The 15855-nt window shown below is 71.8% G+C and carries 13 protein-coding genes; 7 read left to right on the top strand and 6 right to left on the bottom strand.

Going from position 1 to position 15855, the window contains the following annotated elements:
• Positions 1-57: 57 nt before the first annotated feature.
• The 3 genes from OG210_RS03055 to OG210_RS03045 form a co-directional block, all read right to left on the bottom strand.
• Positions 58-1341, bottom strand: coding sequence for a ribonuclease D (locus tag OG210_RS03055; RefSeq protein ID WP_328332653.1), 1284 nt, complete (start codon positions 1339-1341; stop codon positions 58-60).
• Between the two features lie 118 nt (positions 1342-1459).
• Positions 1460-2116, bottom strand: a complete 657-nt coding sequence (locus OG210_RS03050) for a response regulator transcription factor (RefSeq protein WP_164259399.1) — start codon at positions 2114-2116, stop codon at positions 1460-1462.
• Positions 2117-2439: 323 nt separating this feature from the next.
• Positions 2440-3090 (bottom strand): DUF3000 domain-containing protein, encoded by a 651-nt coding sequence (locus tag OG210_RS03045; RefSeq protein ID WP_371534925.1) that lies wholly within the window; start codon positions 3088-3090, stop codon positions 2440-2442.
• Between the two features lie 92 nt (positions 3091-3182).
• Between OG210_RS03045 and hemE the strand changes: the two genes are divergently transcribed.
• The gene (gene hemE / locus OG210_RS03040; RefSeq protein WP_328332659.1) at positions 3183-4247 is read left to right on the top strand and encodes a uroporphyrinogen decarboxylase; all 1065 of its coding nucleotides are present in this window, start codon (positions 3183-3185) and stop codon (positions 4245-4247) included.
• Positions 4248-4323: 76 nt separating this feature from the next.
• Here hemE and OG210_RS03035 read toward each other — a convergent pair whose 3' ends face one another.
• On the bottom strand, positions 4324-5703 hold the full coding sequence (locus OG210_RS03035) for an FAD-dependent oxidoreductase (RefSeq protein WP_328332661.1): 1380 nt from the start codon (positions 5701-5703) through the stop codon (positions 4324-4326).
• 191 nt (positions 5704-5894) lie between these two features.
• Here OG210_RS03035 and hemG point away from each other — a divergent pair, with 191 nt between their 5' ends.
• Both hemG and hemQ read left to right on the top strand, forming a co-directional pair.
• The gene (hemG, locus tag OG210_RS03030; RefSeq protein WP_328332663.1) at positions 5895-7316 is read left to right on the top strand and encodes a protoporphyrinogen oxidase; all 1422 of its coding nucleotides are present in this window, start codon (positions 5895-5897) and stop codon (positions 7314-7316) included.
• Positions 7317-7320: 4 nt separating this feature from the next.
• On the top strand, positions 7321-8058 hold the full coding sequence (gene hemQ / locus OG210_RS03025; protein WP_328332664.1) for a hydrogen peroxide-dependent heme synthase: 738 nt from the start codon (positions 7321-7323) through the stop codon (positions 8056-8058).
• Between the two features lie 30 nt (positions 8059-8088).
• On the opposite strand, the gene OG210_RS03020 is transcribed toward hemQ, so the two are convergent.
• Both OG210_RS03020 and OG210_RS03015 read right to left on the bottom strand, forming a co-directional pair.
• Complete coding sequence (locus OG210_RS03020; protein WP_328332666.1) at positions 8089-9750, bottom strand: alpha/beta hydrolase; 1662 nt, start codon at positions 9748-9750, stop codon at positions 8089-8091.
• A 122-nt stretch (positions 9751-9872) separates the two neighbouring features.
• On the bottom strand, positions 9873-11249 hold the full coding sequence (locus OG210_RS03015; RefSeq protein ID WP_328332668.1) for a DUF692 family multinuclear iron-containing protein: 1377 nt from the start codon (positions 11247-11249) through the stop codon (positions 9873-9875).
• Positions 11250-11527: 278 nt separating this feature from the next.
• Between OG210_RS03015 and OG210_RS03010 the strand changes: the two genes are divergently transcribed.
• The 4 genes from OG210_RS03010 (at position 11528) to OG210_RS02995 (ending at position 15821) form a co-directional block, all read left to right on the top strand.
• Positions 11528-12607, top strand: a complete 1080-nt coding sequence (locus tag OG210_RS03010; protein WP_328332670.1) for a LacI family DNA-binding transcriptional regulator — start codon at positions 11528-11530, stop codon at positions 12605-12607.
• A 187-nt stretch (positions 12608-12794) separates the two neighbouring features.
• Entirely contained in the window at positions 12795-14030 is a 1236-nt protein-coding gene (locus OG210_RS03005; protein WP_328332672.1) for an extracellular solute-binding protein, read from the top strand.
• Positions 14031-14043: 13 nt separating this feature from the next.
• A complete protein-coding gene (locus OG210_RS03000; protein WP_328332674.1) occupies positions 14044-15000 on the top strand; it encodes a sugar ABC transporter permease in 957 nt (318 codons plus the stop codon).
• Between the two features lie 5 nt (positions 15001-15005).
• The gene (locus OG210_RS02995) at positions 15006-15821 is read left to right on the top strand and encodes a carbohydrate ABC transporter permease (RefSeq protein WP_328332676.1); all 816 of its coding nucleotides are present in this window, start codon (positions 15006-15008) and stop codon (positions 15819-15821) included.
• The last annotated feature ends 34 nt before the right edge of the window (positions 15822-15855 follow it).

Here is a 15855-nt window from a genome sequence, read left to right as displayed (position 1 = left end):
ACGGTCCGGTCCTGGGGGTTTCGGGCCTGCGGCGGCGGACGCCGCAGGCCCGGGTTGTCAGCCCTGCTGCGGAACGTCCTGAAGTGCGCTCACCAGCAGCGGCGCGACCTGCTCGATCTGCCAGTGCCGGGCGCCGAGCTCGGAAAGAACGGCTGAGATCTTTTCCTCGGTCCGCTCCCGCGGCGGCTCCCAGCACACCCGGCGCACGGTGTCCGGGGTCATCAGATTCTCCTGCGGCATCTTCAGCTCGTCGGCGAGGGCCGACACGGCAGCGCGGGCCGCGGAGAGCCGGGCCGCGGCCGCCGGGTCCTTGTCCGCCCAGGCGCGGGGCGGCGGCGGACCCGCCACCTGCTGGCCCGGCTGCGGAAGCGCGGTGTCGGGGAGTGCCTTGGCCCGGTCGACGGCCGCCTGCCACTGCTCCAGCTGGCGCTTGCCCATGCGGTGGCCGAAGCCGGGCAGCGCGGTGAGCTCCTGGAGATTCACCGGGAGGCCGAGGGCGGCCTCGACGATCGCACCGTCCCCGAGGACCTTCCCGGGGGAGACATCACGCCGCTGCGCCACCGCGTCGCGGGTGTTCCACAGCTCCCGTACCACCGCCATCTGGCGGCGCCTGCGCACCTTGTGCATCCCGGACGTACGGCGCCAGGGGTCCTTGCGCGGCGGGGCGGGCGGCGCCGACGCAATGGCGTCGAACTCCTCCATCGCCCAGCCCAGCTTCCCCTGCCGCTCCAGCTCCTCCTCCAGGGCGTCCCGGAGGTCGACCAGCAGTTCCACGTCGAGCGCGGCGTAGCGCAGCCACGGCTCGGGCAGCGGGCGGGTCGACCAGTCGACCGCCGAGTGGCCCTTCTCCAGCGTGAAGCCCAGCACGCTCTCGACCATCGCGCCGAGGCCGACCCGCGGGAAACCGGCCAGCCGCCCGGCCAGCTCGGTGTCGAAGATCCGGGTGGGAATCATGCCTATTTCCCGCAGGCACGGGAGGTCCTGTGTCGCGGCGTGCAGCACCCACTCGGCGTCGGCGATGGCCGCTCCGAGGGAGGAGAGGTCGGGGCAGCCGACCGGATCGACGAGGGCGCTGCCCGCGCCCTCGCGGCGCAGCTGCACCAGGTACGCGCGCTGCCCGTACCGGTAGCCGGACGCGCGCTCGGCGTCGACGGCGACAGGCCCCGTCCCCGCGGCGAACGCCGCCACGACAGCGGCCAGTGCTTCATCGGTGGCTACCACCGGCGGAATGCCCTCGCGGGGCTCCAGCAAGGGGATCGGCGCCTGTTCGACGTCGTCCGGGGGAGCGCCCCCAGTGGTTCGCAGTGCTGTCTCTGCTGCGGTCTCTTGAGCGTCGGTCACCCGTCAAGGGTATCGGTGAACGCACAGCACCCGCCGACGTAACGCTGCGTCGGCGGGTGCTGAGGGGGCTGAAACCAGTCAGTTCCGATTCGTGGCCGGCCCTGTCGGACGGGTCACGTCAGTGGATGATTCCGGTACGGAGTGCCACCGCGACCATCCCGGCCCGGTCACCCGTGCCGAGCTTGCGCGCGATGCGGGCGAGGTGGCTCTTGACGGTCAGGGCGGAGAGCCCCATGGAGACGCCGATGGCCTTGTTGGACTGGCCTTCGGCAACCAGCCGCAGCACTTCGACCTCACGGCCGGAGAGCTCGCGGTAGCCGCCCGGGTGGCTCGGGGTACCCGGGGGGCGGCGCTGCATCCGGGCGGCGCCGATGGGTGCGGCGCCGGGCCGGGTCGGATGGCCGATGTTGTTGCGGGTGCCGGTGACGACATAGCCCTTGACGCCGCCCGCGAGGGCGTTGCGCACGGCGCCGATGTCGTCGGCGGCGGAGAGGGCCAGACCGTTGGGCCAGCCTGCGGCCCGGGTCTCGGACAGCAGGGTCAGCCCGGAACCGTCGGGCAGGTGGACGTCGGCCACGCAGATGTCACGTGGTTTGCCGACGCGGGGACGGGCCTCCGCGATGGACGACGCCTCGATGACGTCACGTACTCCAAGGGCCCACAGGTGGCGGGTGACGGTGGAGCGGACACGTGGGTCGGCCACGACGACCATGGCCGTCGGCTTGTTCGGGCGGTAGGCGACCAGGCTTGCGGGCTGCTCAAGGAGAACGGACACCAGGCCTCCTGGGAAGGTGCGGAACGAACGCCGGCCGGGGGAAGAGCCGGGGCGAACCGTGCTTGAAGGGTCACAGACTTCTTCGGCAGCAAACCCGCCCGCCTTTAGAGAATGATCACGATTTAGTGAGTAACAATTCGGGCAAATCGGATGCCTGACCGATCGTTCGAAAGATGCCCGTGTTTGCGAAGGCGCTGTTCGTGCCGCCTGTGCGCCGGCCGGTGGGTCCGCCGGCGCGTCAGGCAGTGCGCCGGCCGGGCCCCCGGGTAGTGCGCCGGCGGACCGGCGGGCCGGGGTGTCAGCTGGGCCGGTGGAGGAGCGCGTCAGTGCGCGCGGGGCCCGCGCCGCTGCGGCAGCGAGACCACACCGGCGTCCGGGGGCCCGACCGGCGGCAGCCCGGCGATCTGGCAGAGCAGATCGCACCAGGCGGCGAGATGCGCCCCGGTGTCCGGCACCCCGCTCAGCCCCTCGCGCGGGGTCCAGGACGCCCGGATCTCGATCTGGGTCGCGGGCTTGCGCTCCGAGAGCCCGCCGAAATAGTGCGACCCGGCGCGGGTGACCGTGCCGCTGGCCTCCCCGTACGACAGTCCGCGCCCCTCCAGCGCGCCGGTCAGCCACGACCAGCAGACCTCGGGCAGCAGCGGGTCGGCGGCCATCTCGGGTTCCAGCTCCGCGCGGACGAGTGTCACCAGGCGGAAGGACCCCTGCCAGGCGTCATGGCCCGCGGGGTCGTGGAGCAGGACGAGCCTGCCGTCCGCCAGGTCGTTGTCGTTCTCGACGACCGCCGCCTCCAGCGCGTAGGCGTACGGCGCGAGCTTGCGGGGCGGCTTGGTCGGGTCGATCTCCATCTCCGGCCTCAGACGCGCGGACTGCAAGGCCTCGACCGCCTGCCTGAACGCGGGCGGGACGGAGTCCGTCTCCGCGCTGTTCGTACCGTCAGCGCTATCTGAAAGTCGTCCCTGAGCCGCAGCCATGCCGGGAAGACTAGGCGGAACGAGGCAGTTGCGGGGGGAGGGACACCCGGCCCGGGCTCACCGCTTCCCCCGCACATGCGAAACTTCTCGGCGTGAGTGTCAACGACCGCCCCACGGGCGCCCAGAACCCAACAGCCGACTCCGTCTTCCTCAAGGCGTGCAGGCGGGAGCCGGTGTCCCACACGCCTGTCTGGTTCATGCGGCAGGCCGGCCGCTCACTCCCCGAGTACCTCAAGGTGCGTGAGGGCATCGCCATGCTCGATTCGTGCATGCGGCCCGACCTGATCACCGAGATCACCCTGCAGCCGGTCCGCCGCCACAAGGTGGACGCGGCGGTCTACTTCAGCGACATCGTCGTACCGCTCAAGGCCATCGGGATCGACCTCGACATCAAGCCCGGTGTCGGCCCGGTGATCGCCCGGCCGATCCGCACCCGCGCGGACCTCGCGCAGCTGCGCGATCTGGAGCCCGCCGACGTCTGGTACGTCACCGAGGCGATCGGCATGCTCACGGCCGAGCTCGGACAGACGCCGCTCATCGGTTTCGCCGGTGCGCCCTTCACCCTCGCCAGCTACCTCGTGGAGGGCGGCCCGTCCCGCAATCACGAGCACACCAAGGCGATGATGTACGGCGACCCGGAGCTCTGGGCCGAGCTGCTCGACCGGCTCGCCGTGATCGCCTCCGCCTTCCTCCGGGTCCAGATCGAGGCGGGCGCGAGCGCCGTCCAGCTCTTCGACTCCTGGGTGGGCGCGCTCGCCCCGGCCGACTACCGGCGCTCGGTGCTGCCCGCGTCGGCGAAGGTCTTCGACGCGGTGGCGCCGTACGGGGTCCCGCGCATCCACTTCGGTGTCGGCACCGGTGAGCTGCTCGGGCTGATGGGTGAGGCCGGCGCGGACGTCGTCGGCGTCGACTGGCGGGTGCCGCTGGACGAGGCGGCCCGCCGGGTCGGCCCCGGCAAGGCGCTCCAGGGGAACCTCGACCCGGCCGTCCTCTTCTCCACCCCGGAGGTGGTCGCGGCCAAGGCGGACGAGGTACTGGCAGCGGCGGCGGGGCTCGAAGGCCATGTCTTCAACCTCGGCCACGGCGTCCTGCCGACGACCGACCCCGACGCGCTGACCCGGCTGGTGGAGCACGTCCACACCCGCACGGCCCGCTGAACCGTTCCGCTCCCGGTGTGCCGGACGGCCCGTACCGTCCGGCACACCGGGGCGCGACCGGCAGGACCCCGCCCGGCTACGCGCCCGCCCGGCGCACCGCTGTGACCGCCTTCCGCGCGGCCACCAGCACCGGGTCCCAGACCGGTGAGAACGGCGGCGCGTACCCCAGGTCCAGCGAGACCATCTGCTCCACCGTCATCCCCGCGGTGAGCGCCACGGCCGCGATGTCCACCCGCTTCGCCGCGCCCTCCCGCCCCACGATCTGGGTGCCGAGCAGCCGCCCGGTCCGCAGTTCGGCGAGCATCTTCACCGTCATCACGGCCGCGCCCGGGTAGTAACCGGCGCTGTTGGTCGACTCGATGGTCGCTGTGACGTACCGCAGCCCGGCCGCGTCCGCGTCCTTCTCCCGCAGTCCGGTCCTGGCGATCTCCAGATCGCAGACCTTGCTCACCGCGGTGCCGACCACACCGGGAAACGTGCCGTATCCACCACCGGCGTTGGCGCCGATGATCTGGCCGTGCTTGTTCGCGTGCGTGCCGAGCGCGATGTGCCGGTTCCGGCCGGAGACCAGGTCGAGGACCTCGACGCAGTCGCCGCCCGCCCAGATGTTCCGGTGGCCGCGCACCCGCATCGACAGATCGGTCAGCAGCCCGCCGTACTCGCCCAGCGGCAGCCCCGCGGCGGCAGCGAGGCCGGTCTGCGGCTCCACACCGATCCCCAGGACCACCACATCGGCCGGGTATTCGGCGGCGTCCGTGGCGACGGCGCGGGCTCGTCCCCGCTCGTCCGTGCGGATCGCGGTGACCTCCGCGCCGGTCACCGTGGAGATGCCCATGCCGTCCATCGCGCCGTGGACCAGCGTCCCCATGTCCGGGTCGAGCGTGGACATCGGCTGGGCGCCGCGGGTCAGGACCGTCACCTCGTACCCGCGGTGCAGCAGCGCCTCCGCCATCTCGACGCCGATGTACCCGGCCCCGACGATCACCGCGCGGCGGCCGGACGCCGCCCGCAGCGAGTCGATCAGGGCCTGGCCGTCGTCCAGCGTCTGTACGCCGTGCACGCCCGGCGCGTCGATGCCGGGCAGCGCGGGGCGTACCGGACGCGCTCCCGTGGCGATGACGAGCTTGTCGTACGGGGTCCAGCCTGCCGCGCCCGATTCCAGGTCGCGGGAGTGCACCCGCTGCCCCGCGACGTCGATCTCCGTCACCTCGGTCCGCGTCCGGAGGCCGATCGACCGTTCGCGGTGCTCGTCGGGGGTGCGGGCGACGAGGTCGTCGCGCTCGCCGACCTCGCCGCCCACCCAGTAGGGGATGCCGCACGCGGAGAACGAGGTGAAGTGGCCGCGCTCGAAGGCGGTGATCTCCAGCTCCTCCGGGCCCTTGAGCCTGCGGGCCTGGGACGCGGCGGACATGCCTGCCGCGTCCCCGCCGATGACCACCAGTCGCTCCGCTGCCATTGCGCGTACCTCCGTGGCTGTTGCCGCTGTCCGCTGCCGCTGTCGTACGGGCGCTGCCAGCTCCGTATCCCTCTGGGACGGTACGTGTGCGGGCCGCGGAACATTCCCCCGCGGCGCGGGAGGTCTCGCGTGGGAGTCACCGGACCACGGCCACGTTCGGCCCGCCGGAAAGGATTTGAGAGAGTGGGGGCATGAATGCGGACACGCGTACGGCCCATGTCGTCGTCATCGGAGGCGGGATCTCCGGTCTCGCGGCAGCGCACCGGCTGGCCGGCAGCGGGGTCCGGGTGACGGTCCTGGAGGGCGCGGGCCGGGTCGGCGGCAAGCTCCACACTGGCGAGATCGAGGGCGTACGGGTCGACCTCGGCGCCGAGTCGATGCTCGCCAGGCGCCCCGAGGCGGTGGCCCTCGCGCGTGAGGCCGGTCTGGGCGACGCGCTCCAGCCGCCCGCCACCAGCGGCGCCGCCCTCTGGAACAGGGGGGCGCTGACCCCGATGCCCACCGGCCACGTCATGGGCGTACCGGCCGACGCGGACAGGCTCGGCGGCGTGCTCTCCGACGAGGGGCTCCGCCGGATCGGCCGGGACGCCGAACTGCCGCCGGCCGAGATCGGCGAGGACATCGCACTCGGCGCGTACGTGGCCGACCGGATGGGCCGCGAGGTCGTCGACCGGCTCGTCGAGCCGCTGCTCGGCGGGGTCTACGCGGGCGACGTCTACCGCACCTCGATGCGCGCCGCGGTCCCCGCGCTCTACGAGGCCGCGCGCACCCAGCCCACGCTCGGGGCCGCCGTGCGCTCGCTCCAGCAGCGCGTCACCCCCGCGTCCGGCCCGGTCTTCATGGGCCTGGACGGCGGCATCGGCAGCCTGCCGCCCGCCGTGGCCGACGCGGTACGCGCCCGGGGCGGCGAAGTCCTGCTGCACCGGCCCGCGCTGGAGCTGCGGCGCACCCCGGACGGCTGGCTGATCCGCACCGGCGGGCAGGACGGGGGCCTCGGCATTGAGGCCGACGCCGTGGTGCTCGCCGTCCCGGCCTGGGCGGCCTCCGCGCTGCTGGCCGACGAGGCGCCCGCCGCCTCAGCGGAGCTGGCCGCCGTCGAGTACGCCTCGATGTCGCTCGTCACCCTGGCCTTCCGCCGTACCGAGCTGGACCTCCCCGACGGCACGGGATTCCTCGTACCGCCCGTGGACGGCCACTCCATCAAGGCGTCCACCTTCTCCAGCCGCAAGTGGGCCTGGTCCGACGCCGACCCGGACCTCGTCGTGCTGCGGACCTCGCTCGGCCGCTACGGCGACGAGGAGCATCTGCACCGCGAGGACGCCGACTTGGTGGACCTCTCGCTGCGCGACCTGGGCGAGGCCGTCGGGCTCACCGCGAAGCCGGTCGCCACCGAGGTGACCCGGTGGATCGGCGGACTGCCCCAGTACCCCGTCGGCCACCTCGCACGGGTGGCCCGGGTGCGGGACGCGGTCGCCGCCCTGCCGGGCCTGCGGATCTGCGGCGCGGCCTACGACGGGGTGGGCATTCCGGCCTGTGTCGCCAGTGCCGAGCGGGCTGCGAAGGAGATCACAGCAACCCTGGCGTCGGGCACCACCGACGGCGCGGGAGAATAGCGGCATGACTGATGCTCCGGAGACCGTGACGTCCCCCAAGGCCCCGAACGCGGGCAAGAAGGCCAAGGACCTCAACGAGGTCGTGCGCTACACGCTGTGGTCCGTCTTCAAGCTGCGCGACGTGCTCCCCGGCGACACCGACCGCACCGCGGTGGCCGGTGAGGTCCAGGAGCTGTTCGACCAGCTCGCCGCCAAGGACATCACGGTCCGCGGCACGTACGACGTCTCCGGGCTGCGCGCCGACGCCGACCTGATGATCTGGTGGCACGCGGAGACCTCGGACGAGCTCCAGACCGCGTACAACCTCTTCCGGCGCACCCGCCTCGGCCGTGCTCTTGAGCCGGTCTGGTCGAACATGGCGCTGCACCGCCCCGCCGAGTTCAACAAGTCGCACATCCCGGCGTTCCTCGCCGACGAGACCCCCCGCGACTACATCTCGGTGTACCCCTTCGTGCGCTCCTACGACTGGTACCTGCTGGCCGACGAGGACCGCCGCAGGATGCTCGCCGAGCACGGCAAGATGGCCCGCGGCTATCCGGACGTGCGGGCCAACACTGTCGCGTCGTTCTCGCTCGGCGACTACGAGTGGCTGCTGGCCTTCGAGGCCGACGAGCTGTACCGCATCGTCGACCTGATGCGTCATCTGCGGGGCTCCGAGACCCGGATGCATGTACGCGAAGAGGTCCCCTTCTTCACCGGCCGGCGCAAGTCGGTGGCCGACCTGGTGGCCGGGCTCGCCTGAGGCGGACCCGGTCACCCATGACCCGGAAGATCAGAGAGCGGGCCGCGGCCTCGGCAGCGTCCGCTTCTCCAGCGACACCGGGTCCGGCAGCGGGTGCGGCGCGCACACAGCGCGCCGCACCGGCGTCCGCCCCGTCAGCAGGTAGCCGTCCAGATACGCGTTGACGCACTTGTTGGGGCCGCCGCCGATGCCATGCGTACCCGCGCCCCGTTCAGTGATCAGTACCGACCCTCGCAGCCGCCGCTGGAGCTCCAGCGCCCCCGGGTAGGGGGTGGCCGCGTCCCGCTCGGCGGCCAGGATCAGCGTCGGCGGCAGCGCACCGTCGGAGCTGCGCACATCGAGCGGCTGCTGCCGCGGCGCGGGCCAGTAGGCGCACGGCAGGTTCATCCAGACGTTGTCCCAGGTCTCGAAGGGCGCCCGGCGTGCCAGCGCGGTGTTGTCCCTGTCCCAGACACGCCAGTCGGCCGGCCAGTGCGCGTCGTTGCACTCGACGGCCGTGTAGACCGCTGTGCTGTTCTCGTCCGCCTTCGCCGCCGCCGGATCCGGAGCGGCCAGCTTGATCAGCGGCTTCGGATCCCCCCGCAGATACCGGGCGAGCGCATGGGCGGCGGCAGGCCAGACGTCGTCGTAGTAACCGGCCTGGAGGAAGACGTTCTGCAGCTGCGCCGGGCCGACGCCGCTCTCCGGTCTGTCCGCGAGCCGGGCCCGCGCCGTCTCGTAACCGGCCAGCACATCCGACGCGTCGCGCCCCAGGTGGTACGTCTTGTCGTGGAGCGCCACCCAGGTGCGGAAGTCGTCCCAGCGCCGCTCGAAGGCGAGTGACTGGTCGAGGTTGTCGCGGTACCAGATCTTGGCGGGATCCGGGTCGACAGCCGAGTCGAAGACCATGCGGCGCACGTGCGAGGGGAAGAGCGTCGCGTAGACCGCACCGAAGTAGGTGCCGTACGAAGCGCCCATGAAGGTCAGCTTCCGCTCGCCCAGCGCGGCCCGCAGCACATCCAGATCCCGGGCGTTGTTCAGCGAGTTGTACTGCCCCAGGGCCGCACCCGCCCGGCGGGCGCAGCCCTGGGCGTAGGCCTTCGCCTGGGCGATCTTCTGCTGCTTGAACGCCTCCGACGGGTAGATCGGGGCCGCCTTCGCGGGCCTCGCGTACGCGGCGGGGTCCTCGCAGGAGAGCGGCGCCGAGCGGCCGACGCCGCGCGGCGCGTACCCCACCAGGTCGTACGCGGCGGCCAGCGGCTTCCACGCGGGAACCGCGGTCGCCATCGGGAAGAACATGCTGGAGGCGCCGGGGCCGCCCGGGTTGTAGATCAGCGCGCCCTGGCGGTCGGCCGGTTTGCCGGTGGCGTGCGCCCTGCTGACGGTCAGGGAGATCTGCGCGCCGTCCGGCCGGGCGTAGTCGAGCGGGACCCGGACGCTGCCGCACCGCACGGACGCGGGCAGCGACTCGCTCTTCGGGCAGCTGCCGAAGACGATCCCCGCGGCGGCGGCCCGGGCGGCCGCGGTCAGGGTGCCCGCGGCCTCGGCCGCTCCGGTGCCCGGGGCGGTGGCTGTTCCGCCGCCGCCCGGGCCGCCGCCGTCCGCGTATGCGCCTGCCGGGGCATCCGCGCTGCCGGGCGGCGCCGCGGCCAGGGCGGCCAGTCCGGACAGCACCAGAACGCCCGCCGTTCCGTACAGCGCGACTGCCTTCATCGGGTTCCCTTCGTATAACTGCTAATAAAAGGGATAATTCGTCCGGCAGCTGACGTTGTAAAGGACCGCTCGGCGGTGTCGGTGTCCATTGACCCGGCCGACCGGTGGCGGACGGGCCGGAGTCACCGGTAGGCGCGGCCGAGCCGGGTCCGGGCCGCGCGGGCGAACCTGACCGCCCTGGCCGGCCGGCGCGGGGCCGACCGCTCCTGCCACCAGAGGGTGAGCCGGCGCCGGGCCGCGGCGTCGGCGGGGAGCCCGGTGCGGAGCAGCTGCTCCGCGAAGTCGAGCGCGTCGCGCCGGTAACCACCGCTCATCGGGCGGGACTTGGCGTACGCCAGGAACGCGGGCCGGTACCCGGCGCCGAGCAGGGCGGGCAACTCGGGGGCGACCTGTGACACGACGTCGGCACGCTTGGCGGCCAGCGCACGGCTCTGCACCCCCAGCCGCCGGGTGTCGAACCCCTCGGGCGCGGGGGTGCCCGCGACCAGGGCGGAGAGCAGCGCGGTCTCGGTGAGGGCGAGCCGCTGCCGGGATGCGGTGGTGGAAGGGGAAGCCGCCGCTGGGCGCTGTGCGGGGGTCTCCCGGGCCTCGGCGGGCGCGGTCGTGCGAGCGGGCGCGGTCTCCCGGGCGGTGGCGCCTTCCCCGGCGGTCACGGTCCTGTGGGCGGGCGCGGCCCCGCGGGCCGCCAGCGTCTCCCGAATCGCGGACAGTTCACCGGCCAGCTCGGCCGCCGGCGGGAAGTCGTCGTCCCGCTCCAGCAGCACGCCCGGCGGGTCCACCCGGTCCCGCAGCTGGGCCAGCACGTCGAGGACCGGTGCGGTCACCGGGTGGGCATGGGTGTCGTGCCAGACACCGTCCCTCTCCACGCCGCCCGCGACATGGACGTACGCGATGGCCTCCACCGGGAGTTCGTCCAGGGCGGCCGCGGGGTCCTCGCCGCGGTTCACGTGGTTGGTGTGGAGGTTGGCCACGTCGATCAGCAGCCGTACGCCCGTGCGCTCCACCAGTTCCGCCAGGAACTGCCCCTCCGTCAGCTCCTCGTCCGGCCAGGAGATCAGCGCGGCGATGTTCTCCAGGGCGAGCGGGACGGGCAGGGCGTCCTGGGCCACGCGGACGTTCTCGCACAGCACGTGCAGCGCGTCCCAGGTGCGCGGGACGGGCAGCAGATGGCCGGCCTCAAGACCGGGGGACGCGGTGAGCGGGCCCCCGGCCCTGACGAAGGCGATGTGCTCCGTGACCAGCGGTGACTCCAGCAGGAGGGCCCGCTCGGCCAGCGCCGCGAGCCGGTCGGCAGCCGGGCGCTCGGCGCCGCCGACACTCAGGGACACGCCGTGCGGAACCACCGTCACCCCGCGCTCGCGCAGCCGCAGCAGGGAGTCCGGGAGATGGCCGGGGCAGAGGTTCTCGGCGACCACCTCGACCCAGTCGATGCCCGGCAGCTCCTCCACCGCCGTGGCGATCTCCGGCCGCCATCCGATACCGGTTCCCAGCTTCTCCATGGTTCCCCCTCCGCCGCCGCTGCCGGGGCGCGTGCGGGGGTGATGACCCCGCGGGGCCGCGGCGAATCCACCCGGTGGGACGTTCAGAGCTTGATTTGAGGTTCCCGGCCCGCGGGGTGAAGGCCGGGCAGGGGCTGCTGCGGCCCGTGCGTCAGCCCGGCGGTGCGCCGCGGCATACGGAGCGACTGGCCGGCGCCTCGTGGACGCCGCCACCTGCCGGGGGGCCCGGCGCCGGGTGCCGTGTTGGGTACGATGACGGGCCACCGAAGGGGTCGAGGATGGCTACCATCAGGGACGTCGCGCAGCGGGCGGGTGTCGCCCCGAGCACCGTCTCGTATGTGCTCAACGGCTCCAGGAGCATCTCCGCGGAGACGCGCGGACGTGTCCAGGAGGCGGTGGACGCCCTCGGTTACCACCCCCGGGCCAGCGCGCGGACGCTGCGCAGCAGCCGTACACAGGTGATCGCCCTGGCCCTGCCGCGCGCGGCCGGTGTGCAGCATTCCGTGGACGGCAGATTCGCCATCGACGTCAGTGACGCCGTCAGCAGCCTTGGCTACGACCTGCTGCTCACCACCTCCCAGGACAAGGCGGGGGGGCTGCGGCGCGTGGCGCTCAGCGGCCTCGCGGACGCCGCGATCCTGATGGCCGTCGACATGGAGGACGCGCGGATCGACGTCGTACGGGAGCTGGTCTTCCCATCGGCCCTGATCGGGCGGCCCGCTGACGAGGACGCCCTGCCGTGGACCGACCTCGACTGGGAGGAGGCCGCCGCCCTCGCCGTACGCGAACTGGCGGCCGCGGGACACAGCGACATGGTGTATCTCGCGCCTAGCGAGGCCGAGGTCGGGGCCCGGCGCAGCTACGCGTTGCGCGGTATGGCCGGGGCGCGGAGAGGGGCCCGCGCAACAGGCGCTTCCGTCAGGCTGATCCACTCCGTGGACGATGCAGCGAAGCTCGCCCGCAGGCTGCGGACATTGCTGCCGGGGCCCGCGGGCAACGCGCACGGAAGGCCGCCGACCGCTCTTGTCGTGCAGCATCCATCGGCGCACCACCACATCATGGCGTCCGTGGCCGCGGCCGGTCTGCGGGTACCGGAAGATCTCACTGTGGTGGTCATCGGTTCGCTCCCGGGGGATCCGTCGAGCCGCCGGCTGCCCCGTATCGAACTGCCCGTCGAGACGTTGGCAACCGAGGTCTCCCGGCTCGCCGTGTCCGCCGCCGCGGCCTTGCGCGAGCGTGCTGCAGGCGAAGGCGAATCCGAGCCCGGCGCGCAGCTGCTCGCCGCCTCCATCGGGCATCTGCTCATCGCGCCTGTCCTGCTGCCGGGGGCGGCGCCGTTCACCGCGCCGCCGCGCTGAACTCCTGGCCCGCCGGGCCCACTTCATCGCGTTGCCGCACCTCTTGTCGGCATCTCTGTGAGCGTTTAGCATCACTGCGATCTATCGAATCGATTCGACGGATCGACCGGATCGACCGGATCGACATGTAGGCACATCGAACCTCCGTCTTCTCACCGAGCCGTAGACCGAACGGAGAGCAGCCACCATGCACCTCCTCCGCCGACGCCCGGCGGCGTCGGCCGCGATCGCCACCGCCACCGCCCTCCTGACCGTGGCCGGCCTCGTCGGCTGCGGGAATGTCCCCGACCCGGGCACGATCACTGTGCTGAACTCGGCCACGGACACCCTCGAACACGATCAGGAACAGAAGTTCTTCGACGGGTGCGCGAAGCCGCTCGGAGTCAAGGTCAGACAGACCAGCGTCCCGGCCGGCCAAGTGGTCTCGAAGGCGTTGCGGATGGCCTCGTCCCGCTCGCTGACCGACATCCTGGAGCTGGACGGCTCCGATGTGCCGCAGTTCGCGGACACGGGCGGCCTCGTGCCGCTGAAGAACGCCGGTGTCGACGTGTCCGGGCTGTCGGGCAGTGCCATCACCATGGGCAGCTTCGACGGCACCCTTTACGGCATTGCCCGCTCGGTCAACTCGCTCGCCCTGATCTACAACGTGGACCTGCTCAAGAAGGCCGGGGTGGGGCCGCCCACCACCTGGGACGAGCTCGAGTCGACGGCCAGGAAGCTCACGCACGGCAGGACGTACGGGATGGCCTTCAGCGCCACGCCGGACGCCGACGGGGTCTACCAGTTCCTGCCGTTCTTCTGGTCGGGCGGCGGCGACGAGGCCCATCTCGACAACGGCAGGGGCGCGCCCGCGCTGCAGTTGTGGAAAGACCTGGTGGACCAGAAATCGGCGTCGAGCGCTGCGGTCACCTGGAACCAGCAGGACGTCAACGACCAGTTCATCGCGGGCCGCACCGCGATGATGATCAACGGTCCCTGGCAGGTCCCGGTGCTCAGCGAGCACAAGGATCTGCACTGGGCGGTCGCCGCGATACCGGTGCCACAGGGCGGTCGCCCGCCGGTGCCGCCGATCGGCGGCACCGTGATGACGGTGCCGCAGACCAAGGACAAGCAGCGGCAGGGGACCGCCGCGAAGATAATCAACTGCCTCAACGAGCGGAAGAACCAGGTCGCCTGGGGCGAAGCCGTCAACAACGTACCCACCCGTACCTCGGCGGCTGCCGCGTACAAGGCCCAGAATCCAAAGCTCGGAGCCTTCGCCGACGAGGTCGCGACGGCACGCTCGCGCACCGACCGGGTCGGTGCCGACTGGCCGGCCGTGTCCGACGCCCTGGCCGGCGCCTTCCAGTCCGTTCTGACCGGCCGCTCCACACCTGAAGCGGCCCTGAAGCAGGCCCAGTCACGGGCCACGGCCGGCGAGTGAGAAGACGACTGCCATGACGATCACCGCCGCCGTCCAGGCGCCACCGGCAGGAAGCACCGCAGCCAGGACACCCGGGGCGCACAGACGCCGCGACACACTGTTGCGCTGGGGCTTCGCCGCTCCGGCCGTCCTGTACATGCTGGCTTTCTTCGGCTACCCGCTCGTCCGCAATGTCGTGATGAGCTTCCAGCACTACACGCCGCGTTCCTTCTTCACCGGTGAGTCGCCCTTCAACGGACTCGACAACTGGCGTGGTGTGTTCGCCAACCCGCTCTTCACCGGCTCCCTCTGGCACACCTTGGTCTTCACCCTCGGCTCGCTGCTCGGCCAGTTCGTCCTGGGCCTCGCACTCGCCCTGTTCTTCTCCCGCCGATTCCGGCTGTCCGGATTCGTCCGTGCGGTGCTGCTGTTGCCTTGGCTGGTGCCGATGGTGGTGTCGGCGGTCGTCTGGCGCAAACTCCTCGACCAGGACACCGGTGTCATCAACAGCCTGCTGATGAATCTGCACATCGTCCCGTCGCCGGTGTCCTGGCTCAGCAGCCCCGGCGTCGCCCTGCTGTCGGCGATCCTGGTCAACATCTGGATCGGCATCCCGTTCAACATGGTGATCCTCTACGGCGGTCTCCAGGAGATACCGCGCGATCTGTACGAGGCGGCGGCCCTCGACGGCGCCGGAGCCTGGCGCACGTTCCGCAGTGTCACACTGCCGCTGCTGCGTCCCGTGGTGACCGTCGTCCTCGTGCTGGGCTTCATGTCGACGGTGAAGATCCTCGACCTGATCCTCGCACTCACCGGTGGCGGCCCCGCCGACTCCACCCAGACCCTCGGCACTGTCACCTACCAACTCTCCTTTCAGCAACTGGACTTCGGGCAGGGTGCGGTGGTCGGCGACATCCTCGTTCTTGTCAGTGCGGTGTTCGCCGTGCTCTATCTGCGGTTCAACCGCGCCAACCTCGGCCAGGGGAAGTGATCGCCATGTCCACCCGCCGACTGCGCCGGGGCGGAAACACCGTCATCGCACTGATCATTCTGGTCATCCTGCTCTTCCCGCTCTACTGGATGCTCAACATCGCCCTTCAGCCGGGCGAGAGCCTCGCCTCGACCGACTGGCTACCGACGGCGCCCGGCTGGGAGAACTTCCACCGCGCGCTCAGCAGCCAGGGCGGGTCGCTCGGCACCAGCCTGGTGGTCGCGCTCGGCGCCGTGGTGGTGTGTCTGGCGCTCGCCGCACCCGCCGCGTACGGCCTCGCCCAGCTCGGGCCGCGGGGCAGCCGCACCATTGTCTTCGGCACCCTGATCACGCAGCTGGTGCCAGGCATCGTGATCGCCAACGCGCTCTACAGCGCCTACGTCGATCTGAACCTGGTCAATTCGACGTTCGGTCTCATCCTCGCCGATGCCTCGCTGGGGCTGCCGTTCTCCATCGTGCTGCTGCGGGCCTTCATGGTGTCCATACCACGGGAGGTCGTGGAGGCGGCGCTGGTCGACGGGGCGAACCGGTTCACCGCGTTCTGGCGCATCGTCCTGCCGATGAGCCGCAACGCCCTGATCACCTCAGGCCTCTTCGCATTCCTCTTCGCCTGGTCGGACTTCATGTTCGCGCTGACCCTCAACACCACCGACGACGTCAAGCCGGTCACGCTCTCCCTGTACGAGTACATCGGCGCACACGTCAGCGACTGGGGCGCTGTCATGGCGACGGCGGTCGTATCCGCCGTACCGGCCGCGATCCTGCTCGTGGTGGCCCAGAAGTACGTCGCGGCCGGGATCACCGGCGGCTCCGTCAAATAGCCCCGCACGCATCGCGGAACACACCCGAGCAGGA

It is taken from the genome of Streptomyces sp. NBC_00466 (assembly GCF_041433995.1).
Lineage (GTDB): Bacteria > Actinomycetota > Actinomycetes > Streptomycetales > Streptomycetaceae > Streptomyces.
This window is presented reverse-complemented; position numbering and strand designations above follow the sequence as displayed.